The organism is Streptomyces sp. NPDC014006, from assembly GCF_043088925.1.
In the GTDB taxonomy this organism is placed as follows: Bacteria; Actinomycetota; Actinomycetes; order Streptomycetales; family Streptomycetaceae; genus Streptomyces.
On the sequence record NZ_JBICAJ010000002.1, the window covers coordinates 111,886 to 133,490 of the forward strand.

The following is a 21,605-nucleotide window of genomic DNA, read 5'->3' on the forward strand; positions in this document are numbered from 1 at the left end:
GGGTGAACGGGATGAGCGGAAGGGGACGACGGATGGTGTGTCATACGGCGGCCTCGTGACGGACACGCGCGCGCAGGCCGGTGAGGCCGGAGCGCAGGCGCTGCAAGGGGGTCGGCGGAAGGGAGCGTGCGGCGCCGCGGGCGTAGTGCCGTTCGACGTAGAACTGCACGACGGAGATGGCGCTCGTGAGCAGCAGGTACCAGACGGTGACGACCAGGAGCAGCGGCACGATGTCGCCGGGGTAGGTGGAGCCCATGGTCTGCGCGGCGCCGAACAGGTCGAGCAGGGAGACGTAGAAGACCAAGGAGGTGCCCTTGACGAGGCCGATCAGCTGGTTGACGTAGTTCGGGATGATGGAGCGCAGCGCCTGCGGCAGCACGATCCGGGTGAACTGGCGGCTCCTGGGCAGGCCGAGGGCCGCCGCCGCGTCGTGCTGGCCCTGGTCGACGGAGAGGATGCCGCCGCGGACCACCTCGGCGGCGTAGGCGGCCTCGTTCAGGCTGAGGCCGACGACGGCGACGACCATGTCGGTGGCCAGCCGCGACTCGTCGAAGGTGAGGAAGGCCGGCCCGAAGGGGACGCCGAGGCTGAGGGTCTTGTACAGGGCGGAGAAGTTGTACAGGAACAGCAGGACGACGATGAGCGGGATGGACCGCAGCGCCCAGACGTACGTCCAGCTGACCAGGCGCAGCACCGGGCTCCTGGACAGCCGGGCGAGCGCCAGCAGGATGCCGCCGAGCAGGCCCAGGACCGCGCTGTAGACGGTGACCTCCAGGGTGATGAGGAGGCCGTCGAGGATGGTGGGGCGGGAGAACCAGTAGGCGAAGCGGTCCCACTGGTAGAAGCTGTTGGTGGCCAGTCCGTGGACGAACTGGGCGAGCAGGACGAGCACGACGGCGGTGGCGATCCAGCGCCCGGGATGCCGCAACGGCACGACGCGCGGCGGGTGTTGCTTACCTGACGGGCTGTCACTGACCGGCGGGGCGGCCAGGGAGACGGCGGCGCCTTGGGTGTGGCTCATGGTGGGCTCCGGCGGGGAGTCGGCGGCGCCCCTCGGGCGTGGCGGGCCGCGCGGGGCCGCGTCCGGGCGGCGCGGGGCGGCTGCCGGGACGGGCGGGGCGCGGAGGGTGCACGGGACCGGGGGCTCGGGCGGGCGGCGGCACACCGCGGGTGCGGGGTGCGGCGAAGGAGCGCGGGGCGGACGGCTGAGGGGTCAGCCCCGGCAGCGGGCACGGCCCGGTGCGGTACACAGTGCGCTGTTGACGCGCAGGAGATCGACGGCGCGGTCGGCGACCAGCGGGTTCGCATACGGCCGCACGCAGCCCACGGCGCGGCGGGCCGCCGTGCTGGGAGCTGCGTGCATCACGTCACCGTCACTGTTCCGGCCCCGGGGGGCCTCGCGCTTACCGAAACGTCATCCGGTCCGGTCGTCACCTGGGGCACCCCACCGCGGAGCGAGGGTTGCCGGTCAGCAAGCCAGGGCTTGTCGCTGACGCTCATGACCGTTCTGGGCCGTAATTAAGACAGCTGCCCGAACGGCTGTCAACGGCCGTCCGGGTGCTGGGACCTGGCGTGACGGGCCCAGTCGAGGATCTGTACGGCGGACCCGGCGGCCTCCAGGCCGCGGCAACGGGCGTGGTGGCGTAGGGCGATGGAGTCGAGGTCGAGGTGGGTGCCGAACGCCGGGTGGGCGGACAGGCGGCGGGCGTGGGCCCACAGGGCGGGGTGACCGGCGATGCGCTGCACGGCGGCGGCGTCGAGGTGATGCCGGTGCACGGTGTCGAGTTGAACCAGCGCGACCCACAACTCGATGTCGGCGGCGGTGAGTTGCTCACCGATGAGATACCTGCGCCCGGCCAGCAGCCGTTGGGCGTCGTCCAGCGCGGTCAGCAGGGTGCGCAGGGCCGCAGCCCGCTCGGCGGGGTCGGCGGCTGCCGATCCGGCGCGTTGGGCGGCCTCCTCGATGCCGTCGGTGCACAGCCGCTCGACGTGCTCGATACCGGCGGCACCGGCCCGGGGATAGAGCGAGGGGTGGCCGGAGGTGAAGTGCCGGTCGAGGTCGCGCATGATGTCGCGCGCGTGCGTGCTGACGATCCGCCCGGACCAGTCGTCGCTGAGCACGGGCGCAAGGGCCGGGCCCGGATAACGGTGGGCGCCGGCCTCGTACAGCGGGCGCAGCGTGGCGTGTCCACCGTCGGGGCAGTCCGGGACGGCGGGCAGGAAGGTGACCGGACAGCTCTCGTCGAGCCCGAGCAGGCTGTGCGTGATGGCGATGCGCAGCCCGTCGGGAGCCGCGGTCGACACGTGCAGCCGGTAACGGCGGGGCACGGCGTAGTGCCCACTGCGCGCGTCCCGCCCGATCCGCCCGCGGAAGGCGGACGCGGACGACACGGAGGGGTGGGCGGCGAGGGGTGTGACGGACATGGGTCTCCCGGGGGTCGGGCGCGCGCGGGGGGGGGACCGGCGGCGGGTGCGGGGCGGGTGGGCGGCACCCCGTGGGGCGCCGCGGTGGCCGGGTACGGGCACGCGGGGTGGGATCGTGGGCGGTGGCGCGGAGGGCAGCGGTAGGTCCGCCACCGGCCACGGTGCGGAGCGCGGGAAGGGCCGCCGGCCCGGGCTCAGGCGGCCGGGCCGATGGCGCTGCAGACACGCAGAAGGTCGATGTGACGGCGGGAGGTGAGCAGGGGCGAACGGCTCGCTCGGGCGTGGGCCGGGAGCGGTGCGCGAGTCCTCATGCCTTTCCCTACCTGTTCACTAGGATTCCTGTCGGGAGTGTCGATCGACTTCGGGTCACCGTCAAGGGGGCGTCCACCGGTTGGTCAGTGGGTGAGGGGCAGCGGCACACGAAAAGGGCCCCCGCGGGCTCTCGCCCGCGAAGACCCTTCGCACCGTCGGGACGACAGGATTTGAACCTGCGACCCCTTGACCCCCAGTCAAGTGCGCTACCAAGCTGCGCCACGTCCCGGTGCGTCGCACGCGGTGGACCGCGTGATCACGCAGGTAAACCCTACCCCACCCGCGCGGGTGGTCCCGCCGGGCGGGGCGGGCGCTGTGGTCAGCCGGTGCCGGTGTACGCCACCGTCGTGCGGTCGGCGGCCTCGCGGGCCCGGCTCTCGTCCTCGCCGCTCGCCACGTTCGCTGCGTACCAGGCCTCGCTGCTCTCGGCATAGAAGCGGCGGCCCTCCTCGGAGGTCATCCACGCCATGCCCTCGGCCGGATCGACGGGCTTGCCGGTGCGCAGGTGCACGGTGAGGCCGACGAGCATCCCGTCCCAGCCGACGCCGACCGCGCCGGGCCCGAACTCGGCCCACTTGGTGTCGTCGACGTGGGCGATGTGGTCGAGCTCGAAGCGGGTCCGCCCCTCCCCCTCCGGCGTCAGCCGCAGCTCGATCCAGCTGACCTCGCCGCCGTACTCCCAGGTCGCGGTGAACCCCTTGGGTACCTCGCAGCGCTCGATCGTGCCGCCGGCCTGGCCCTCCAGCTGGAAGCGGCCGCCCTCGCGCAGGTCTCCCTCGACGGGGAGGAACCAGCGGGGGATGCGCTCGGGGTTGGTGCACGCGTCCCAGAGGTCGTCGAGCGGGACGTCGTACGTCCGGCTCACGGTGACCACGCGGGCCTCGCCCGCCTTGAAGTCACGGCGACCGACCGTGCGGCGCACGCTGCTGATCTGGCGGGTCACGTCGATCACGGGGTGCTCCTCGGGGGTTCGCCGGTGCCGCGCAGCCGGCGCTCACGGCGGCCGCGGGCGAGTTCGGTGGCCAGGGCGTCCAGGTGCGGGGTCCAGAAACGGCGGAAGCGGTCCAGCCAGGCGTCGATGTCCCGCAAGGGCTCGGAATCGACGGCGTACAGCCGCCGGGCACCCGCGGCGCGGACCGTCGCGAAGCCGTTCTCCCGCAGCACCTTCAGATGCTGGGAGACGCCGGGCTGCGATATCCCGAACTCCACGCGGACGACGTCGGCGACCGCCCCGGCGGTCATCTCACCCTCGGCCAGCAGCTCCAGTATCCGGCGGCGCACCGGGTCGGCGAGGACGTCGAAGGCGTGCATGGAACGAGGTTATCAGCTTGCGCTTATATAAGTAACCGGTGATTACGCTGCCGCCGCGTCGCCGGCCCCGAGGAGCGGGGAGGCGACGCGGCGGCGGCAGGTACCGTCCGCGGGCTACCTGACGCCCGCCCGGCGGGGTGCCGCGCCGTCCAGATGGACGACCACCGTGGTGAAGAAGCGCTGCACCGCGTCGTCGACGCTGCGGATGAAGCCGGACTCCGCGTTGCCCCGGCCGCTCCCCATGCCCTTGAACAGCGACAGCCGGAAACCGGTGATCCGCACACCGCTGTCCTTCGGCAGCATGTCACCGGGCTCGGGGCGCAACCGCTCCAGCGTGCCCCGCGGACCGCCGGCGTCCCCGTCGACGAGGGTTTCGACATGCAGGTCGGCCGGCGCCTCGGCCAGCCGCCGCACCAGCCGTTTGGCCCAGGACAGTGGATAGCCCTGCTCCGGCGCGGGGATCTCCATGGCGGTGCGCAGCTTGCCGGTCCGCAGGTCCGCGCTGATCGCGAGGACACCCGGCGTGCCCTCGATGCGCAGTTCGGCATGCAGCCGGCCGTTCAGGCACAGCTGGTCGGCGAGGTCGCTGCGGCGGGCCCGCGGGTCCGTGCCGCGCCGGGTGCGCTGCACGGGGAGCACCTTCTGGCCGAGCTCACCGCCGAGCCGCAGGCAGACCTGACGGATCAGCCGCTCCCAGCTCTCCACCACCTCCAGCGCCCGGGGGTCGCCCTGGCACAGCGTCTCGTCGTCGATGCCGTTGCGCACCGGGACCCAGGCGGAGCCCATGTTCTGGAACCCGTGGCAGCCGGAGTTCTCGTGCTGGAGGTAGTGGAGCAGCTCCTGGAGCAGCCAGGCGTGCGCGGCGTTGCCGACGCCCTCGTGCCGGATGAGCAGCTGCGCCTGGTGCGCCACCTCGGCCCAGGACAGGTGCCACAGGGCGACCTTGTGCTTGCGGCGGCCGTCGACCTTGACGTCGACGAGCGGAGTTCCCTCCAGGGCCACGTCGTTGGAGAGCGTGATCACCGCCTCGTAGCCGCGGCGCGCGGCGATGTCCATGTACGCCTGGACCTGTTCCGCCTTCAGGGGGTTGCCGTTGGTCTTCGTCTCGACCAGCGCGGTCCACAGCTTCCCCGCGCGCTCCACCCGGATGACCCCGTCGGGGCGGCGCGGCGTGTCGCCGTGCGGCAGGGAGACCTCCGTGAACGTCTCCATCCGCCCGGCCGGGGCGCCGAACGCCGCGGTGAGCCTGCGGCCGAACTCCGGCACCTGGGCCATCACCGACAGCAGGACCGAGGTGGCGCGCATCTCGCGGTCCCGGTCGCTCTTGAGGGCCGACACCGGAAAGAGCTTGGCCTGCTTCCAGGAGTCGTTCTCGGCGAGCGTCTTCACCGCCGCCTTGGGCAGGGTGATCTTCTTCTTGGCCGTGCGCGGCCGCGCGGACGACTTCCTGGGGGCCGGTTCGTCGGCGGGCTGACGAGGCGCGGGCACCGCCTCCAGTGTCGCCTGCGCCGAGGGCACGGCCGCCGTCTCCGCCCGCTCGTCGCCGGGCGCGTCCTCCAGCACCGCGGCCGCCGAGGTGGTGTCCGTCTCCTCCGCGTCGTCGACGTCGACGCCGAAGTCGGTGGCCAGGCCGGCCAGGCCGCTGTCGTAGCCCTGGCCGACGGCCCTGAACTTCCACTCCTCCCCGCGCCGGTACAGCTCGCCGAAGATGACGGCGCCGACCGAGTCGGCGTCGTCGATGGTGAAGCGCAGCAGGTTCTCACCGGCCGCGTCGGCCAACGTCACCCTGACGTCGTCGAGTTCGCCGAACCGGGCCCCCCGGTACCGGCTCGCGGCGACGACGATCCGCTCGACATCGGGCGCAACGGCGGTGAGGTCGAAGCTGATGCGATCCTCGCTGCCGTTGTCCGTGGGCGTCTTGCCGAGCAGCTGCACGCTGCCGTCGGCCGCCACCGGGTTGTTGTAGAAGTAGAAGTCCGCGTCGCTGCGCACCTTGCCGTTCGCGTCCAGCAGCAGCACGGAGACGTCCGCGTCCCCCTCCCCGGTCGGACTGGCCCAGCCCAGCCCGACGATCACGGATCCGGCGTCCTCGCTCAGGGCTGCCAGCGACACATTCGAGCCCTTGATCATTTCCTGCACAAAGCCCCCCAACCGCCGCGCGTTCCCAGCGCGCGGACATCACTGCCCCGAAGGCCTGTCGAGACCCCAAAGGCCTGTCGAGCGACACGGTGTGACATGCCGCAGGCAGATGACTGTAATACCCACGCAGCCGGCTCGGGGCAGCCCGCGGCAAACGGGGGCAGGGGCGGCTGCCGGCGTCACTTGATGATCGCGTTCGCCACGACCACCACGAAGCCCAGCAACGCGTCCACCGCTCCGATGGCCAACGCCGTGGGCCAGCCGCGGCGGGACGAGCGGGCCGTCGTCAGGCCGAGGGTGAAGAGCAGGGCGATGTTGAGGGCGAACGCCGGGTATTCGACGCCGTCGGGGGGCCACCAGCCCCAGCCGGCTCCGGCGAGCACCAGCACCGTCGGCAGGACGGCCGTGACCAGGGGCCACTCGTCGACGAGGGCGCGCAGGGCGTCCCCGCGGCGGTGCGGGCCGCGCTCGGCGATGTAGTGGGCGTAGCCGTGGGCCAGCGCCGAGGCGAAGGCGGTGATCAGCAGCCACAGGGCGTCGTAGCGGCGGCTGTGCGCGGAGGAGTGCCCGTACTGGGTGAGGGCCGCGACCATGGAGCTGGCCAGGACGGCGCCGTAGACACCACCGAAGAGGATCATTTCGCGCGTGTCGTGGCCGCGCGACACGGTGGCCGTCGGCGGCGAGTCGGAGTCGGCCATGCCCTCACGATCACCCGGCTCCGTGGCGCCTGCCACTTGCAAGGGGCCGGACCGGCGGGTGTGCGGGTGCGATGAACACAGCGGGCGGGGGGCCTGACCGGCAGGCGCCGCGCCTGCGATGACCACGCGGGCCGGGGCCGGACCGCAGGGGCACGGGTGTGATGCCACGGCCGGCGACGGCCGGACCCGGCAGGCGCGCCGGTACGACGATGTGTCCGGCCCGCGGGACCCAATACGCACACTGTGTCAAGCACCGCCGCGTGAGCCGTGCCGCTAGGGTCGCCGCATGATCCACTCCTTCGCCCTGCACGTCCCGGACGCCGACCTGACGCCGGAGCCGCTCGACCCCGCCCAGATCGTCTCCGGCTCGCCCGAGGTGACCGGGAAGGTGGTGTGGGAGTCCGAGGACGGGCGCCAGGTCCGCGGCGTCTGGCAGATCACGCCCGGCGTCGTCACCGACACGGAGGCCGACGAGATGTTCGTCGTGCTCAGCGGATCGGCCACGGTCGAGGTCGACGGCGGACCCACCCTTCGCCTCGGCCCCGGCGACATGGCGGTGCTGCGCGAGGGCGACCGCACGACGTGGACGGTGCACGAGACGCTGCGCAAGGTGTACGCGATCAATCAGTGACCTCTGGGCTCGTTCGGGGAACGGTCGCGGACGTCTTCACCGGCCGTTGCGGGGCACCGGCCCGTCGTCCCCCGCACCTCCAGGTGCGGCGCGGTCAGCTGGATCCGGCCCGCGCCCGCCTGGCCCTCGAACCGTTCCAGCAGGCAGCGCGCGGCGCGTCGGCCCACCTCGTGGCCGGCGTTGTCGGCGGTGGTCAGCCAGACGTGCCGGAGCCGGGAGATGCTCGTGTTGTCGTAGCCGGCCACGGAGACGTCCCGCGGCACGTTCAGTCCCAGCTCCGCGGCCGCCGTCAGCACGCCGACCGCCGTCATGTCGTTGACCGCGAAGACCGCCGTGGGCCGGTCGGGGCGGCTCAGCAGCCGGACCGTGGCCCGGTAGCCGCCCTCCTCCGTCAGATCCCCGCGCTCGACCAGCTGCTCCAGCCCGTGTGCGGCCAGCGCGGACGCGTAGCCGTTCCGGCGCAGCTCGCTCACCGCGCCGTGCCCGCCGACGTGCGCGATCCGGCGGTGCCCCAGCCCGATCAGGTGCTCCACGGCGAGCCGGGCGCCCTGCTCGTCGTCTCCCGCCACCACGTCCACGCCCGGCAGCACCGGCTCCCGCGCTCCCGCGACCACCACCGGGAGCCGTTCGGCGACCCGCGCCAGCCCGGCCGGATCGGGCAGCGTGCCGACCACGACCAGGCCGTCGACCCCGAGGTCGAGGAAGGGTTCGGCGACGTCGTGGCCCGCGCGGCGGCCGAGGCGGGCGTCGGAGAGCAGCATGTGCAGACCGGCCGTGTGCAGCAGGGAGTTGAGACCGTCGAGCAGCTCCACGAACCAGGGGTTGCGCAGGTCGTGCAGGAGCACCCCGACGGTGCGGGAGCGTCGTTCGCTCAGGGTGCGGGCCGCGGCGTTGGGCCGGTAGCCGAGCTCACGCACCGCCTGGAGCACCGCGTCCCGCTTTTCGGGGCGCACCTGACCGGAGCCGCGCAGCACGAGGGAGACCAGCGATTTGGACACCCCCGCCCGTTCGGCCACATCGCGGATCGTCGGCTGCCTCATGGTGTGGACCGTTCCATGAAGCCATCTGGTTGTCAAAGGGCTTGACAGGACGGACAGGCCCGCACAAGGTGACGGGAGAAGCCGTTTGGAACGGTCCAAAAGCGAGAGGGCTGTCATGGCACGCACGCTCGGGGTCGCCGTCGTCGGGTTCGGCTGGATGGGGCGGGTGCACACCCAGGCGTACGCGCGCGTGCTCCACCACTTCCCCCTCCTCGGCCTGCGGCCGCACCTGGTCACCGTCGCCGAGGAGGTGCCGGGCCGGGCGGAGGAGGCCTCCGCGCAGTTCGGGTTCGCCTCCACTACCCGTGACTGGCGTGAGGTCGCCGCCGATCCGCGGGTGGAGGCGGTCAGCGTCACCGCGCCGAACTTCCTGCACCGTGAGATCGGCGTCGCCATGGCCGAGGCGGGCAAGCACCTGTGGATCGAGAAACCGGTCGGCCTGGGCGCCGGCGACGCCCGCGCGGTCGCCGACGCGGCCGCCAGGGCGGGCCTGCAGGGCACGGTCGGCTTCAACTACCGCAATGCCCCGGCCGTCGAGGCGGCCCGTGAACTGATCGCCTCAGGGGAGCTGGGCTCGGTCACGCACGTCCGCATCCGGCTGTTCAGCGACTACGCCGCCCACCCCGAGTCCGCTCTGACCTGGCGTTACGAGCGGGAGCGCGGCGGCAACGGGGTGCTCGGCGACCTGGCCTCGCACGGCGTGGACCTCGCCCGGTACCTGCTCGGCGACATCACCGCCCTGACCGCCGACACCGCGATCTTCCTGCCCGAGCGGGCCCGGCCCACCGGTGCCACCGCCGGCCACGCGCGCGCCGCCGGCGGTGCACTCGGCCCCGTGGAGAACGAGGACTATGTCAGCTGTCTGCTGCGCTTCGCCTCCGGCGCCCGTGGCGTACTGGAGGCCTGCCGCGTCTCCGTGGGCGAGCAGAACGCCTACGGCTTCGAGGTGCACGGCACCCAGGGCGCCGTCTTCTGGGACTTCCGGCGGATGAACGAACTGGGCGTCAGCCGCGGTACGGCCTACCAGGACCAGCCGGTGAGCACGGTGTACGTCGGCCCGGGCGCCGGCGAGTACGGCGCGTTCCAGCCCGGCGCCGCCAACGCCATGGGCTACGACGACCTGAAGGTCATCGAGTGCCACCGCTTCCTGCGCTCCATCGCCGAGGGCACCCCGCACGGGGCGACCCTCACGGACGCCGTGCACAACGCGACCGTGCTGGACGCGATGACACGGTCCGCCGAGACCGGGGCGTGGGTCACGCTCCGGCAGTGACCGTCACGCTTTCCGCGCCAGCACCCGCAGCCGTCGTACGCCGTCGGCGAGTGCGTCGGCGACATCGCGCGGCGGCATGTCCGCGCCGCCCGGGACGGTGGTGCGGGCCAGAAGCGGCAGCTCCACCTGCACGCCCGGGCCGCCGGCCATGTTCACCGGGTTGCCGGGGTGGACGCCCCGCAGGGCGGCGGGGATCAGCGCCAGGTCGGTGACCGGCTCGAACCGGGGCCGCAGCGCCTGTAGCCCGCCCGCCATCAGGTGCGCCGCGCTCCGGTCGGCCCCGCCGAGGAAGATCGAGCGGGGCGCGGCCTTCCGCAGATGCCCGTGCAGCGATACGACGACGTCGACGCGGGCGAGGAAGTCGCGCAGCAGGCCGCACGGGGCGGCCGCCATCCGTGCCGAGGTGATGTGCACCGGTTCCCCGTCGCTCTGCCGGAACACCAGTCGCGCCGCCCCGCACCGCTCCGCCAGTTCGTCCGCGAGTTCGCCGGTGCCGCCCTCGACGCTGGCGTGCAGCGCGAGCAGGCCGATGCCGCCGCCGGGGGTCAGGGTGACCCTGAAGTCGACGCCCTCGATCGTCACGCGCTCGGTCCGCGTGCGGCCCGCGCCGGTCATCGGGCGGCCTGCGGCGGCATGTTGAACGGAGTGACGACCTGGATCGCGGACGGCAGGGTCGGCCCGGCCGGCGGGAGCGCGCCGTGGGCCCGCATCACCAGGTGGCAGGCCTCGCGCAGGTCCTGGCGCAGGTCGTGGTGGAGGACGGCGGACAGGCGGTGTTCGCGCAGCAGGCGGGTGTTGTCGTGGTCGAGGTCGTGGGCGACGAACACGGCGCACGCGCGGCCGAGGTCGGCGAAGGCCTGGAGCGTGGCGATGTTGCCGCCGCCGATCGAGTACACGGCACGGATGTCCGGGTCGCGCTCCAGGGCGGCCCGCACGAGGTCGTACTGGGTCGCGTCGAGTCCCTGGCCCTCGGCGATCTCGACGAGGACGCGCCCCGGATGCCGGGCGCGCATGGCGCTGCGGAACCCCATCTCGCGCTCCTCCTCGTTGCGGAAGAAGCCGCTGCTGAGGCTGGTGAGGACGTTGCCGGGCCGGTCGCCGAGCCACTGGCCCATCAGATAGGCGGCGGTGGCGCCGGCGGCGCGGTTGTCGATGCCTACGTAACCGAGCCGGGTGCTGGCCGGCAGGTCGGTGGCGAGGGTGATCACGGGGATGCCCGCTGCGGTGAGGCGACCGACGGCGGCGGTGATCTCAGGGACGTCCGGCGCCTTGAGCAGCACCCCCTGGGAGCCCCTGCGCGCGATCCGGTCCAGGACGCGAACCTGCTCCTCGACCGGCCCGGTCTCGCGGAAGTGGAAGCGGGAGCGCAGCACCGCCGGGTGCAGGGACGGCAGCTCCGCCTCCAGAGCGGCGCGTACGGCGGTGGAGAACCGCTCCGGTGCCTGCATCACGATGTCGATCATGAAGGTGCGGCCGATCAGCCGGACCTGGGTGCGCTGCCGGTCCAGGTCGGCGATGGCCCGGTGCACCTCCTGCGTGGTGGACGCGCGGACCCCGCCGCGGCCGTTGAGCACCCGGTCGACCGTGGCCTCGCTCAGACCGGCCTGACGTGCGATCTCCTTGATCGGGAAGGGGTGGCCCACGGTCGGCTCCTTGAGGGGTTTTTGATGGCTGCCTGCCGGTTGTTCGCCGTGTTTGTCCTGACAAGAATGACAGAGCCGCGCCGCTCAGTGACCCGCACCTTGCACCATGGAGCACGCGTCGCGCCATGAACCGAAGGGACCGCGATGTCCGCCACCGCACCACAGCGCGCCTGGCTGTCCGAGCCGGACTGCGACCTGACCGCCTTCCGTACCCTGATCGAGCGGACCACCGACCCCGCCGACTGTCCGCACGCCGCCGCCGTCGAGCACAACGTGCCGCTCTACGACGCCGGGCAGCTCGGCTCCGGCCGCGACATCCAGGCCGAGATCGTCCGCGTCCTCGCCGACGGCCCCGGGGTCGCCGTCTTCCGGGGCGCCTTCCCGGACCCCGCCGTCGTCGACCGGCTCACCGCCGTCTTCGATGCGCTGATCGCCGAGCAGCGCGCCGCGGGCCGGACGGGCGGTGACCACTTCGCGCGCCCGGGCGCCAACGACCGGGTGTGGAACGCCCTGGAGAAGGCCGCGCTGTACGACGCGGAAGCGTTCGCCGCGTACTACGCGAACGAGGTCGTGGCGCTGGTCTCCCGGGCCTGGCTCGGTCCCGCCTACCAGGTCACCTCCCAGGTCAACGTGGTCAACCCGGGCGGCGAGGCGCAGCAGCCGCATCGCGACTACCACCTGGGCTTCCTGGCGGGCGAGACCGCCGCGGCCTACCCGGCGCATGTGCACCGTCTCTCCCCCGCGCTCACCCTGCAGGGTGCCGTCGCGCACTGCGACATGCCGGTGGAGTCCGGGCCGACGCTGTACCTGCCCTACTCCCAGCTGTACGTGCCCGGGTATCTGGCCTGGCGGCTGCCGGAGTTCCGGGCGTACTTCGCGGAGCACCATGTGCAGCTGCCGCTCGCCAAGGGGGACGCGGTCTTCTTCAACCCGGCCCTCTTCCACGCGGCCGGCACCAACCGCTCGGCGGACATCCGGCGCACGGCCAACCTGCTCCAGGTGTCCTCCGCGTTCGGGCGGGCCATGGAGAGCGTGGACCGGGAGGCGGTCGTGAACGCCGTCTACCCGGTGCTGCTCAAGCGCAGGGCCGAGGGTGTGGGCGAGGCGTGGCTGGAGCACGTGATCGCCGCGAGCGCCGAGGGCTACCCCTTCCCCACCAACCTGGACCGCGACCCGCCGGTGGAGGGGCTCGCCCCGCCGTCACAGGCCGATCTGCTGCGGCGTGCGCTCGCCGGGGAGTGGAGCCCCGGGACACTGCGCGAGGAACTGCGCGCGGGCGCCGGGCGACGGCGCACGAGCTGACACGGAAGACGAGGGAGCAAGGAGAGATATGGGACTGCTCGACGACAAGGTCGTGCTGGTCAACGGCGGCAGCCAGGGCGTCGGCGCGGCCGTCGCCCGGGCGGCGGTCCGTGAGGGCGCGGCCGTGGCCGTCACCGGACGCCGCCCCGAGCCGGGCGAGGCACTGGTCGCGGAACTCACGGCCGGCGGCGGGAAGGCGCTGTACGTGCGGGCCGATCTGGCCGACGCGGAGCAGGCGAGGGCGGCGGTGGCCGCGGTGGTGGACGCCTGGGGCCGCATCGACTGCCTGGTGAACTCCGCCGGGCTCACCGCGCGCGGCACACTGCTCGACACCACGCCCGAGCTGTTCGACCAGCACATCGCCGTCAATCTCAGGGGGCCGTTCTTCGCGATGCAGGCGGCCGTCGCCGACATGCTGTCCCGCAGGGCGTCCGGCACGATCGTCAACGTCATCACGTCGTCGGCGCACGGTGGGCAGCCGTTCCTCGCGCCGTACGTGGCCGCGAAGGCGGGGCTGGCGGGACTGACCCGCAACGCGGCGCACGCCCACCGCTACGACCGCATCCGGATCAACGGCCTGAACATCGGCTGGACCGCGACCGAGGGCGAGGACGCCACCCAGCGGGCCTTCCACGGGGCGGGCGACGACTGGCAGGAGCAGGCGGCGGCACGGCTGCCGATGGGGCGGCTCGGCCGGCCCGACGAGATCGCCGACTTCGTGGTCTTCCTGCTGTCCGAGCGGTCCGGGGTGGTCACCGGTTCGGTGATCGACTGGGACCAGAACGTCCTCGGCGGACTGGACTGACCGGCAACCGGACCGACCGGCACACTCCTCTTCCTCTTTCGAGTTCTCTCTCAAGGAGCACCATGCGTATCGGAATCCTCGGCCTCGGCCGCATCGGGGCCTTCCACGCCGAGACCCTGTCCGGGCTCGACGCCGTCGAGTCCCTCGTCGTCACCGATCCCGTGGCGGACGCCGCCAAGGCCGCCGCCGAGCGGTTCGGCGCCGAGGTCGCCGACTCTCCCGAGGCCCTGCTGGCCTCCGGGGTGGACGGCATCGTCGTCGCCGCGGCCACCGACGCCCACCCGGCACTGATCCGGGCCGGCGTGACGGCCGGCGTGCCCGTGTTCTGTGAGAAGCCGGTCGCCCGGACCATCGCCGAGGGCGTCGAGGTGCTGCGCGCCGTCAAGGGCAGCGACGTGCCGGTGCAGATCGGCTTCAACCGGCGCTTCGACGCCGGGTTCACCGCCGCACGCGCCGCCGTCCGGGCCGGGGAACTCGGCAAGCTGCACACCGTGCGGTCGACCACCCTCGACCCGGCGCCGCCTCCGGCCGCCTACGTCGCCGCGTCCGGGGGCATCTTCCGGGACTGCTCCGTGCACGACTTCGACATCATCCGCTGGGTGACCGGCCGCGAGGTGACCGAGGTGTACGCCGTCGGCGGCAACCGGGGCGCCGACTACATCCGGCAGGCCGGTGACGCCGACACCACCGGCGCGCTGCTCACCCTCGACGACGGCACCATCGCGGTGGTCTCCAACTCCCGGCACAACGGCCGTGGTTACGACGTCCGCATGGAGCTGCACGGGTTCGAGGACTCCCTCGCCGTGGGCCTCGACGACAAGCTGCCGCTGCGCTCGGCCGAGCCCGGTGTCACCTTCCCCTCCGGTGTCCCGCACGACTTCTTCATGGATCGCTTCACCGCGGCCTACCGCGCCGAACTCGCCGCATTCACCGAGCTGATCGCCGGCACCCGGCCCTCTCCGTGCACGATCGAGGACGCGCTGGAGGCGGGCTGGATCGCGGAGGCATGCACCCTGTCCCGGCACGAGCACCGGCCGGTGACACTCGCGGAGGTACGCGGGGCGTGACTCCCGGCCGGGGGGGCGGACGGGCGCCTGCGGAGGTATGCGGCACCTGACCCCCTGCGGGACACGGAACAGGCGACCGCGAAGGTACGCGGCGCCTGGCCTTCGGCAGGGCGGAGGCGCGTGAGCGCTTCGGCAGGACGGAGGCGCGTGAGCGCACCTCCCCCGCGCGGGACCGGAACAGGCATGGCCGGAAGCACACCGCACCCGAACCGTGGCGGGGCCCCGGCCGGCGCTCCGGTCGGGGCTCAGCCGTAGTCGTGCGACGAACTCACCGCGCCACCGGTTGCGCCGGCAGGTCGAACACGTGGTCCGGGGAGACGATCCGGGTCACGGCCTGGCCGAAGAGGGTGCTGGGCTCCTGGTTCTTGTAGTTGATGTCGGTGTTCAGCACCACGACGACCGTCGCCTGCGCGGCCGGCAGATAGATGGTGAGGGACTCGTAGCCGGGCAGGGAGCCGTTGTGCCCGATCCAGCCCTGCACATTGAAGATGCCGAGTCCGTAGCCGGTGCCGGCGATCGGGGTCGCGGGCGTCGTCAGCCGCTGCTGCTGCGTCGCGGGGCTGATCATGTCACCGCCGTTCGGCAGCTTGCCGGTGGCCACCGTGCGGGCCCACACCCGCAGGTCGTCCAGCTGGGAGATCATCGCGCCGGCCGCCCAGCCCCAGGAGGGGTCCCAGTCGGCGGAGTCCTCGACCTTCCCGGTCGCCGTCTGGTTGGTGTACCCCTGCGAGTGCGGCGTCGGGAACTCGTTGCCGGTCGGGAAGAGCGTGTGCTTCAGGCCCACCGGGTCGAGGATCTTCTGCTGGATGTAGTCGTTCAGCTTCTGCCCGCTCTCCTTCTCGACGACCAGGCCGAGCAGGATCAGGTTGGTGTTGCAGTAGTAGAACTGCTGGCCCGGCGGGAAGAGCACGGGGTGCTTGAAGGAGTAGCCGAGCAGCTGTTGCGGGGTGAAGGGGCGTTTCGGGTCGGAGGTGAGCGCCTTGTAGAAGTCCTCGTCCGCCGAGTAGTTGAACAGCCCGCTGCGCATGCCGGCCAGCTGCCGGATGGTGATCTTGTCGCCGTTGGGCACGCCGCTGATGTACTTGTCAATGGTGTCGTCCAGGCCGATCTTGCCCTGGTCGACGAGTTGCAGCACCGCCGTGACGGTGAAGGTCTTCGTCTCGCTGCCGATGCGCATGTAGAGGTCGGGCGACATCTTGCGGCCGGTGCTCTTGTCGGCGACGCCGAAGGACTTGACGTACTGCCCCTGGTGGGGCGTCCACACGCCGACCGTCACGCCGGGGATCTTCGCCTGGTGCATCACCCGCTGCACGGCGGCGTCGAGAGCCCGCTGCACGGCGGGCGTGAGCGCCCGGACCTCGTTCCCGGACGGGGACGGCGAGACGGACGGCGAGACCGAGGCCGACGGGGAGACGGACGGGGAGGCCGATGGCGAGACGGACGCCGGCGTCGACGGCGACGTCGACGTCGATGGGGACGGCGACGGCGAGGTCGCCCCGGAGGAGGACGGCGAGGTGGACAGGGGCGCCGAGGACGGGCCGTACGGCGACGGCGGCGTGGGGGCGGCGGTCGGCAGCGCGACGGCCACCCCGCCGGCGACCGGTGCGGCGAGGAACCCCAGCGCGGCGGCCACGACGGCCGCCCTGCGCAGAGGGGTGGAAGCGTACGACATGGGCTTGCTCCCCGTGAGACGGCGGAAGGGGACGCCCCGCGAACGTCGTGGAAGGCGGCGGGAGCGAGGCCGTGGGACACGGACCGACACCCTGGTGCACCAGTGGCCCCAGCGGTCACACCGGCTACACCCAGCATAGGAGCGCCCGCCCGTCACGTCCTGTCGGCCAGCGGGCGCCCCGCCCGTTCCGCCGTGCGCTCAGGCTCCGCAGGAGCGCAGGAAGCGGCGGGTGCGGACCGCGATCGGCAGGGGCTTGTCCGGCTCGCAGGGATACATGTCCTGCTCGACGATGGCGAACAGGTCCACGCCCAGCTTCTGTGCCGCCACCAGCACCGGCTCCAACTCCGGCACGCCGGACGGTGGTTCGCACATCACTCCGCGCTGGACCGCCGGACCGAAGGGCACCCCATCGGCCACGACGTCGGCGAGGATGCCGGGGTCGACCTGCTTGAGGTGCAGATAGCCGATGCGCTCGCCGTAGGTCTCGATGAGCTTGACGCTGTCGCCGCCGCAGTAGGCGTAGTGCCCGGTGTCCAGGCACAGGTTGACGAGGTCGGAATCGGTGGAGTCGAGGAAGCGCTCGACGTGGGCCTCGGTGTCGATATGGGTGTCGGCGTGCGGGTGGACGACGATGTCCAGGCCGTAGGTCTCCTTCACCTCGTGTCCGAGGCGCTCCATGCCCTTGGTGAGGTAGGCCCACTGCTCGGTCGTCAGCTCCGGCGGCTCCAGGATCTCGGCGGTCTTGTCGTCGCGCCAGAAGGACGGGATGACGACGAGGTGCCGCGCGCCCATGGCCTGGGTGAGGGCCGCGACCTTGGCGACGTGCTCCCAGGTGGCGTCCCACACCGACAGGCCGCGGTGCAGGCCGGTGAAGACGGTGCCCGCGGACACCTTCAGGCCGCGGGCCCGCACCTCGTCGGTGAGCCGGGCCGGGTCGGTGGGCAGGTAGCCGTAGGGACCGAGCTCGATCCACTCGTAGCCGGCCTCGGCGACCTCGTCGAGGAAGCGCTGCCAGGGCACCTGGGCGGGATCGTCGGGGAACCACACCCCCCAGGAGTCGGGGGCGGAGCCGACCCGGATGCGGCTCAGAGCAGCGGGCATGTCAGGGGGTTCCTTCCGACGTGGGGGCCGCCACGGGTGCGGAGAGGTCCTGCGCCTCGGGGAGTCCTTCCACGTCGACGCCCCGGACCTGGGAGAGTTCGTGCTTGAGGGCGGCGAGCTCGGTGCCGCCGGCCATGTGGTTGGTCAGCTCCTCCAGGCCGACCTCGCTGCGGGCGGCGGACAGCTCCAGGGTGCCCAGGCGCAGCACGTTGAACTGGTCACCGACCATGTAGGCGTGGTGGGGGTTGTGGGTGATGAAGATGACGCCGAGGCCGCGGTCGCGGGCGGCGGCGATGTACTTCAGGACCACGCCGGACTGCTTGACACCGAGGGCGGCGGTCGGCTCGTCCAGGATGAGCACCCGGGCGCCGAAGTAGACGGCGCGGGCGATGGCCACGCACTGGCGCTGGCCGCCGGACAGGGTGCCGATGGGCTGTTCCAGGTCGTCCAGGACGATGCCCATGTTGCGCAGCTCCTGGTCGGCCGTCTTCTTCATGCGGCCGATGTCGAGGCGGCGGACCGGCCAGGGGCCCTTGGTCATCTCGGACCCGAGGAAGAAGTTGCGCCACACCGGCATCAGCGGGACGGTCGCGAGATCCTGGTAGACGGTGGCGATACCGCGGTCGAGGGCCTCGCGCGGGGTGCTGAAGCGCACCGGCTGCCCGTCCACGAGGAACTCGCCCTCGGTGTGCTGGTGCAGCCCCGAGATGATTTTGATGAGGGTGGACTTGCCTGCGCCGTTGTCGCCGAGGACGCAGGTCACCCGGCCGGGGAAGACGTTCAGGTCCACGCCGTGCAGGGCGCGGATGTTGCCGTAGGACTTGCCGGCCGCGCGCAGTTCGACGAGGGGCGTGTCCTTCTCGGGCACGGTGTCCGCGAGGATCGCGCCGTGTGTTCCGCTGCTGGTCATGTCACCTCACCTCCTCGTCGCGGTGCGCTGCACGTACAGGTTGATCAGGACCGCGCCGAGGAGCATCACCCCGAGGAACGCCTTGAACCAGTCCGGGTTCCAGCCGGCGTACACGATGCCCTGGTTGACCATGCCGAACATGAACGCGCCGAAGACCGGGCCGATCGCGGAGCCGTAGCCGCCGGTGAGCAGGCAGCCGCCGATGACGGCCGCGGCGATGTAGATCAGCTCCTGACCGACGCCCTCGCCGGACTGCACGGTGTTGAAGGAGAACAGGTTGTGCATGCCGACGAACCAGGCGCCGAAGCCGACGGTCATGAACAGCGTGATCTTCGTGAAGTTCACGGGCACGCCGACGGCCCGGGCGCTGTCCTTGTTTCCACCGACGGCGAAGATCCAGTTGCCGTACTTGGTGCGCAGCAGCACCCAGGTGGCCAGTGCGGCGAAGACCAGCCACCACACCACCGTGATCTTCACCTGGACACCGCCGACGTCGAAGGAGGAGGCGAAGACCTTTCTCGCCTGGCCGAAGCCGTCCATGTCGCTGATGTCGTCGGTGGCGACGTTGCCGGTGACGAGTTTGGTCACCGCGAGGTTGACGCCCTGGAGGATCAGGAAGGTGCCGAGGGTGACCAGGAAGCTGGGCAGCCCCGTTCTCACCACCATCCAGCCGTTGAAGGCGCCGATGCCGAGGGAGACGATCAGGGCGACGGCCACGCCGGTCCACACGTTCATGCTCAGCTGGAAACTCAGCATGCTCGCGGTGAGGGCCGAGGTGATCACCGCGACGCCGGCCGACAGGTCGAACTCGCCGCCGATCATCAGCAGCGCCACCGGCAGCGCCATGATGCCGATGGTCGACGACTGGTAGAGCACCGTGGCCATCGAACTGCCCTGGCGGACGGTCGGGGCCGCGATGAGGAAGAAGATCAGGACGGCCACGGCGCCGAGGAAGACGCCGACCTCGGGCCGCGCGAGCAGCCGGAACACCAGGGAGCGCTGCCGGGTGCGGCCGTCGGAGCCCCTGGGGCCGGGGGCCGGCGGTGTCCCCACCGCCGGCGCAGCCTGCTGGGTCATACCGATCACCGGGTGCCCTTCGCGGCGAAGTTCGCGACCTGGTCGACGTTGGACTTGTCGACGAAGGCCGGACCGGTGAGCACCGGCTGCTCGCCACCGCCGCTGTAGTTGCCGTTGTTCTTGTAGAGCCACAGGGAGTCGACCGCCAGGTAGCCCTGGAGGTAGGGCTGCTGGTCGACGGCGAACTGGATGGTGCCGTTCTTGATGGCCTTGGTGAGGTCCTTGTTGAGGTCGAAGGTGGCGACCTTGGCCTTGCTGCCGGCGTCGCCGACCGACTGCACCGCGGTCAGCGCGAAGGGCGCGCCGAGGGTGACGACGTAGTCGATGCCGGTGTCCTGCTTGAGCTTGGCGGTGATCGTCGACTTCACGGACGGCATGTCGGTACCGTTGACATAGAGGTTCTGCACGGAGCCGGAGAAGGTCTTCTTGACACCGTCGCAGCGCTGCGTCAGGCCGATGTTGCCCTGCTCCTGGATGACGCACACGGCGTTCTTGGCGCCCACCTCGTTGAGCTTCTTGCCGAAGGCCTCGCCGGCGACGGTCTCGTCCTGCCCGAAGAACTCCAGCAGGCCGAGCTTCTTCCAGTCGCTGACACCGGAGTTGAGGCCCACGACGGGTATGCCGGCGCTCTTGGCCTTGGCGACGGCGCCCTTCATGGCGTCCGGCTTGGCGAGGGTGACGGCGATGCCGTCGACCTTCTGGTCGATCCCGTTCTGCACCAGGTTGGCCTGGTTGCCGGCGTTGGGGTCGGCGGAGTAGATGAGCTTGATGTTGTCCTTGGCGGCCGCGGCCTCGGCGCCCTTGCGGACGATGTCCCAGAAGGTGTCGCCGGGCGACTGGTGGGTCACCAGGGCGACCGTCATCCGCGGGGTGTTGGCCTTGCCGGCGGAGGCCGCGGCCCCTCCTTCCTCGGACTTCTTGCCGCCGGAACTGCTGGAGCAGCCCGCGAGGGCCAGGGCCGCCGCCGCGGCCAGGGCCACGACCGGGGCGAGTCTGCGGGAGTGAGAAGAGCGGTCCATCTTTCCTGCACCTCACTGTGCGACGTGTGCGACGGGGGAAGACGTGTGCGACGGGGAAGGGAGGGGATCGAGAGCCGTGTCCCACGGCTGTTGCGCTGGGACGGGATACAAGTCGCTGCGGCGTCCGCTGTCAATACTTTGTTAAGACATCATTTCACGAGCAGGTCCGAATGTAAGTACAAAGCATTGACAGCGTCGGCTTCGGCCACCTACACCTGGGAGGCGGCAGGCCCGCCGGTACGTGGTCGATCCCTACCCCAGGGGCGCGGGCGTAGCCCTGACGCGGAAACGGAGCGACGTCTTGACTCTCAGCATCCCCGACCTCGCCGCAGTTCGCGCGCGGCACCCGGAGGCCGTCGCCGAGGCCGCCGCCCGCCGCGTCCGGCGGCCGCTGCTGAACGGCTCCGGGCGGCTGATGATCGTCGCCGCCGACCACCCGGCCCGCGGTGCGCTCGCCGTCGGCGACCGGCACCTGGCCATGGCCAACCGGGCCGAACTGCTGGAGCGGCTGTGTACGGCGCTGACCCGGCCCGGGGTCGACGGGGTGCTCGCCACCGCCGACATCCTGGAGGACCTGCTGCTGCTCGGCGTGCTGGACGGCAAGGTTGTGATGGGCTCGATGAACCGCGGGGGGCTCGCTGGCGCCGCCTTCGAGATGGACGACCGGTTCACCGGGCACCGCGCCGCCGACCTCGCCCGGCTGCGCTTCGACGCGGGCAAGCTGCTGCTGCGCATCGACTACGACGACCCCGGCTCGCTCACCACGCTGGAAGCCACCGCCCGCACCATCGACGAGATGGCGGCCCTGCGGCTGCCGGTGTTCGTCGAGCCGTTCCTCACGCGCCGCGTGGCCGGCCGGGTCCGCAACGACCTGTCCGCGCCGGCCGTCACCCGCTCCATCGCCATCGCCTCCGGCCTCGGCGGCACCTCCGCGTACACCTGGCTCAAGCTGCCCGTCACCGACGACCCCGACGACATGGGCGAGGTGCTGCAGGCCTCGACCCTGCCCGCCGTGCTGCTCGGCGGTGACGTCGGGGACGACCAGGACGCCGCTTACGAACGCTGGCGCAAGGCGCTCGGACTGCCCACCGTCCACGGCCTGGTCGTGGGCCGCTCGCTGCTCTACCCGGCCGCGGGCAGTGTGGAGGAGGCGGTCGACACGGCCGTCGGACTGCTGTGAG

General features: G+C 71.9%; 23 protein-coding genes, 1 tRNA gene and 1 riboswitch. Of the genes, 7 read left to right on the forward strand and 17 right to left on the reverse strand.

Annotated features, from left to right (window positions below; genetic code table 11):
- Positions 1-40: 40 nt before the first annotated feature.
- The 9 genes from ACF1GV_RS06925 to ACF1GV_RS06965 form a co-directional block, all read right to left on the reverse strand.
- Positions 41-1,021, reverse strand: a complete 981-nt coding sequence (locus tag ACF1GV_RS06925) for an amino acid ABC transporter permease (RefSeq protein ID WP_391678693.1) — start codon at positions 1,019-1,021, stop codon at positions 41-43.
- 192 nt (positions 1,022-1,213) lie between these two features.
- A complete protein-coding gene (locus ACF1GV_RS06930) occupies positions 1,214-1,363 on the reverse strand; it encodes a hypothetical protein (RefSeq protein ID WP_363263988.1) in 150 nt (49 codons plus the stop codon).
- Between the two features lie 31 nt (positions 1,364-1,394).
- Positions 1,395-1,504, reverse strand: a riboswitch (SAM riboswitch).
- A gap of 38 nt (positions 1,505-1,542) precedes the next feature.
- Complete coding sequence (locus tag ACF1GV_RS06935; RefSeq protein ID WP_391678695.1) at positions 1,543-2,424, reverse strand: glutathione S-transferase C-terminal domain-containing protein; 882 nt, start codon at positions 2,422-2,424, stop codon at positions 1,543-1,545.
- A 194-nt stretch (positions 2,425-2,618) separates the two neighbouring features.
- Positions 2,619-2,735, reverse strand: coding sequence for a putative leader peptide (locus tag ACF1GV_RS06940; protein ID WP_361628884.1), 117 nt, complete (start codon positions 2,733-2,735; stop codon positions 2,619-2,621).
- Positions 2,736-2,891: 156 nt separating this feature from the next.
- A tRNA-Pro gene (locus tag ACF1GV_RS06945) sits at positions 2,892-2,965 on the reverse strand.
- Positions 2,966-3,055: 90 nt separating this feature from the next.
- Entirely contained in the window at positions 3,056-3,688 is a 633-nt protein-coding gene (locus ACF1GV_RS06950) for an SRPBCC family protein (RefSeq protein WP_391678696.1), read from the reverse strand.
- Entirely contained in the window at positions 3,685-4,047 is a 363-nt protein-coding gene (locus tag ACF1GV_RS06955; RefSeq protein ID WP_391678698.1) for an ArsR/SmtB family transcription factor, read from the reverse strand. Before ACF1GV_RS06955 ends, ACF1GV_RS06950 begins: the two co-directional genes overlap by 4 nt.
- A 114-nt stretch (positions 4,048-4,161) precedes the next feature.
- Entirely contained in the window at positions 4,162-6,177 is a 2,016-nt protein-coding gene (locus ACF1GV_RS06960) for a TerD family protein (protein ID WP_391678699.1), read from the reverse strand.
- A gap of 188 nt (positions 6,178-6,365) precedes the next feature.
- The gene (locus ACF1GV_RS06965; RefSeq protein ID WP_391678701.1) at positions 6,366-6,884 is read right to left on the reverse strand and encodes a hypothetical protein; all 519 of its coding nucleotides are present in this window, start codon (positions 6,882-6,884) and stop codon (positions 6,366-6,368) included.
- A gap of 286 nt (positions 6,885-7,170) precedes the next feature.
- Between ACF1GV_RS06965 and ACF1GV_RS06970 the strand changes: the two genes are divergently transcribed.
- On the forward strand, positions 7,171-7,515 hold the full coding sequence (locus ACF1GV_RS06970) for a cupin domain-containing protein (protein WP_391678703.1): 345 nt from the start codon (positions 7,171-7,173) through the stop codon (positions 7,513-7,515).
- Here ACF1GV_RS06970 and ACF1GV_RS06975 read toward each other — a convergent pair.
- Entirely contained in the window at positions 7,509-8,555 is a 1,047-nt protein-coding gene (locus ACF1GV_RS06975) for a LacI family DNA-binding transcriptional regulator (RefSeq protein WP_391678705.1), read from the reverse strand. The two genes, ACF1GV_RS06970 and ACF1GV_RS06975, sit on opposite strands and share 7 nt — an antisense overlap.
- Before the next feature lie 115 nt (positions 8,556-8,670).
- Between ACF1GV_RS06975 and ACF1GV_RS06980 the strand changes: the two genes are divergently transcribed.
- Positions 8,671-9,828 carry a Gfo/Idh/MocA family protein gene (locus ACF1GV_RS06980; protein ID WP_391678707.1) on the forward strand — a complete coding sequence of 386 codons (1,158 nt, stop codon included), beginning with the start codon at positions 8,671-8,673 and terminating at the stop codon, positions 9,826-9,828.
- A 3-nt stretch (positions 9,829-9,831) separates the two neighbouring features.
- Here ACF1GV_RS06980 and ACF1GV_RS06985 read toward each other — a convergent pair whose 3' ends face one another.
- Positions 9,832-10,410: a poly-gamma-glutamate hydrolase family protein gene (locus tag ACF1GV_RS06985; protein ID WP_391678708.1), complete on the reverse strand. Its 579-nt coding sequence runs from the start codon at positions 10,408-10,410 to the stop codon at positions 9,832-9,834.
- Positions 10,411-10,439: 29 nt separating this feature from the next.
- The gene (locus ACF1GV_RS06990; protein WP_391678709.1) at positions 10,440-11,471 is read right to left on the reverse strand and encodes a LacI family DNA-binding transcriptional regulator; all 1,032 of its coding nucleotides are present in this window, start codon (positions 11,469-11,471) and stop codon (positions 10,440-10,442) included.
- Positions 11,472-11,615: 144 nt separating this feature from the next.
- Between ACF1GV_RS06990 and ACF1GV_RS06995 the strand changes: the two genes are divergently transcribed.
- The 3 genes from ACF1GV_RS06995 (at position 11,616) to ACF1GV_RS07005 (ending at position 14,645) form a co-directional block, all read left to right on the forward strand.
- A complete protein-coding gene (locus ACF1GV_RS06995) occupies positions 11,616-12,773 on the forward strand; it encodes a phytanoyl-CoA dioxygenase family protein (RefSeq protein ID WP_391678711.1) in 1,158 nt (385 codons plus the stop codon).
- Between the two features lie 28 nt (positions 12,774-12,801).
- Positions 12,802-13,578, forward strand: coding sequence for an SDR family oxidoreductase (locus tag ACF1GV_RS07000; protein ID WP_391678713.1), 777 nt, complete (start codon positions 12,802-12,804; stop codon positions 13,576-13,578).
- A 62-nt stretch (positions 13,579-13,640) separates the two neighbouring features.
- Positions 13,641-14,645: a Gfo/Idh/MocA family oxidoreductase gene (locus tag ACF1GV_RS07005; protein WP_391678715.1), complete on the forward strand. Its 1,005-nt coding sequence runs from the start codon at positions 13,641-13,643 to the stop codon at positions 14,643-14,645.
- Between the two features lie 268 nt (positions 14,646-14,913).
- Here ACF1GV_RS07005 and ACF1GV_RS07010 read toward each other — a convergent pair whose 3' ends face one another.
- On the reverse strand, positions 14,914-15,945 hold the full coding sequence (locus ACF1GV_RS07010) for a serine hydrolase domain-containing protein (RefSeq protein ID WP_391678716.1): 1,032 nt from the start codon (positions 15,943-15,945) through the stop codon (positions 14,914-14,916).
- Between ACF1GV_RS07010 and ACF1GV_RS07015 the strand changes: the two genes are divergently transcribed.
- Positions 15,851-16,456, forward strand: a complete 606-nt coding sequence (locus ACF1GV_RS07015) for a hypothetical protein (protein WP_391678718.1) — start codon at positions 15,851-15,853, stop codon at positions 16,454-16,456. The genes ACF1GV_RS07010 and ACF1GV_RS07015 overlap by 95 nt on opposite strands.
- 59 nt (positions 16,457-16,515) lie before the next feature.
- On the opposite strand, the gene ACF1GV_RS07020 is transcribed toward ACF1GV_RS07015, so the two are convergent.
- The 4 genes from ACF1GV_RS07020 to ACF1GV_RS07035 are packed head-to-tail and all read right to left on the reverse strand — an operon-like array spanning position 16,516 to position 20,424.
- Complete coding sequence (locus ACF1GV_RS07020) at positions 16,516-17,418, reverse strand: sugar phosphate isomerase/epimerase (protein ID WP_363264002.1); 903 nt, start codon at positions 17,416-17,418, stop codon at positions 16,516-16,518.
- 1 nt (position 17,419) lies between these two features.
- Positions 17,420-18,328 (reverse strand): ATP-binding cassette domain-containing protein, encoded by a 909-nt coding sequence (locus ACF1GV_RS07025; protein WP_391678721.1) that lies wholly within the window; start codon positions 18,326-18,328, stop codon positions 17,420-17,422.
- 6 nt (positions 18,329-18,334) lie between these two features.
- A complete protein-coding gene (locus tag ACF1GV_RS07030) occupies positions 18,335-19,411 on the reverse strand; it encodes an ABC transporter permease (RefSeq protein WP_391679596.1) in 1,077 nt (358 codons plus the stop codon).
- Positions 19,411-20,424 (reverse strand): sugar ABC transporter substrate-binding protein, encoded by a 1,014-nt coding sequence (locus ACF1GV_RS07035; RefSeq protein WP_391678723.1) that lies wholly within the window; start codon positions 20,422-20,424, stop codon positions 19,411-19,413. Before ACF1GV_RS07035 ends, ACF1GV_RS07030 begins: the two co-directional genes overlap by 1 nt.
- A gap of 301 nt (positions 20,425-20,725) precedes the next feature.
- Here ACF1GV_RS07035 and ACF1GV_RS07040 point away from each other — a divergent pair, with 301 nt between their 5' ends.
- Positions 20,726-21,604, forward strand: coding sequence for a deoxyribose-phosphate aldolase (locus ACF1GV_RS07040; protein ID WP_391678726.1), 879 nt, complete (start codon positions 20,726-20,728; stop codon positions 21,602-21,604).
- Position 21,605 lies beyond the last annotated feature (1 nt).

What these genes read in the sequence shown, in the direction of transcription:
- ACF1GV_RS06925 (WP_391678693.1), bottom strand. Translation starts at nt 1,021, where the DNA reads ATGAGCCACACCCAAGGCGCCGCCGTCTCCCTGGCCGCCCCGCCGGTC.
- ACF1GV_RS06930 (WP_363263988.1), bottom strand. Translation starts at nt 1,363, where the DNA reads ATGCACGCAGCTCCCAGCACGGCGGCCCGCCGCGCCGTGGGCTGCGTG.
- ACF1GV_RS06935 (WP_391678695.1), bottom strand. Translation starts at nt 2,424, where the DNA reads ATGTCCGTCACACCCCTCGCCGCCCACCCCTCCGTGTCGTCCGCGTCC.
- ACF1GV_RS06940 (WP_361628884.1), bottom strand. Translation starts at nt 2,735, where the DNA reads ATGAGGACTCGCGCACCGCTCCCGGCCCACGCCCGAGCGAGCCGTTCG.
- ACF1GV_RS06955 (WP_391678698.1), bottom strand. Translation starts at nt 4,047, where the DNA reads ATGCACGCCTTCGACGTCCTCGCCGACCCGGTGCGCCGCCGGATACTG.
- ACF1GV_RS06960 (WP_391678699.1), bottom strand. Translation starts at nt 6,177, where the DNA reads ATGATCAAGGGCTCGAATGTGTCGCTGGCAGCCCTGAGCGAGGACGCC.
- ACF1GV_RS06965 (WP_391678701.1), bottom strand. Translation starts at nt 6,884, where the DNA reads ATGGCCGACTCCGACTCGCCGCCGACGGCCACCGTGTCGCGCGGCCAC.
- ACF1GV_RS06970 (WP_391678703.1), top strand. Translation starts at nt 7,171, where the DNA reads ATGATCCACTCCTTCGCCCTGCACGTCCCGGACGCCGACCTGACGCCG.
- ACF1GV_RS06975 (WP_391678705.1), bottom strand. Translation starts at nt 8,555, where the DNA reads ATGAGGCAGCCGACGATCCGCGATGTGGCCGAACGGGCGGGGGTGTCC.
- ACF1GV_RS06980 (WP_391678707.1), top strand. Translation starts at nt 8,671, where the DNA reads ATGGCACGCACGCTCGGGGTCGCCGTCGTCGGGTTCGGCTGGATGGGG.
- ACF1GV_RS06995 (WP_391678711.1), top strand. Translation starts at nt 11,616, where the DNA reads ATGTCCGCCACCGCACCACAGCGCGCCTGGCTGTCCGAGCCGGACTGC.
- ACF1GV_RS07000 (WP_391678713.1), top strand. Translation starts at nt 12,802, where the DNA reads ATGGGACTGCTCGACGACAAGGTCGTGCTGGTCAACGGCGGCAGCCAG.
- ACF1GV_RS07005 (WP_391678715.1), top strand. Translation starts at nt 13,641, where the DNA reads ATGCGTATCGGAATCCTCGGCCTCGGCCGCATCGGGGCCTTCCACGCC.
- ACF1GV_RS07010 (WP_391678716.1), bottom strand. Translation starts at nt 15,945, where the DNA reads ATGCACCAGGCGAAGATCCCCGGCGTGACGGTCGGCGTGTGGACGCCC.
- ACF1GV_RS07020 (WP_363264002.1), bottom strand. Translation starts at nt 17,418, where the DNA reads ATGCCCGCTGCTCTGAGCCGCATCCGGGTCGGCTCCGCCCCCGACTCC.
- ACF1GV_RS07025 (WP_391678721.1), bottom strand. Translation starts at nt 18,328, where the DNA reads ATGACCAGCAGCGGAACACACGGCGCGATCCTCGCGGACACCGTGCCC.
- ACF1GV_RS07035 (WP_391678723.1), bottom strand. Translation starts at nt 20,424, where the DNA reads ATGGACCGCTCTTCTCACTCCCGCAGACTCGCCCCGGTCGTGGCCCTG.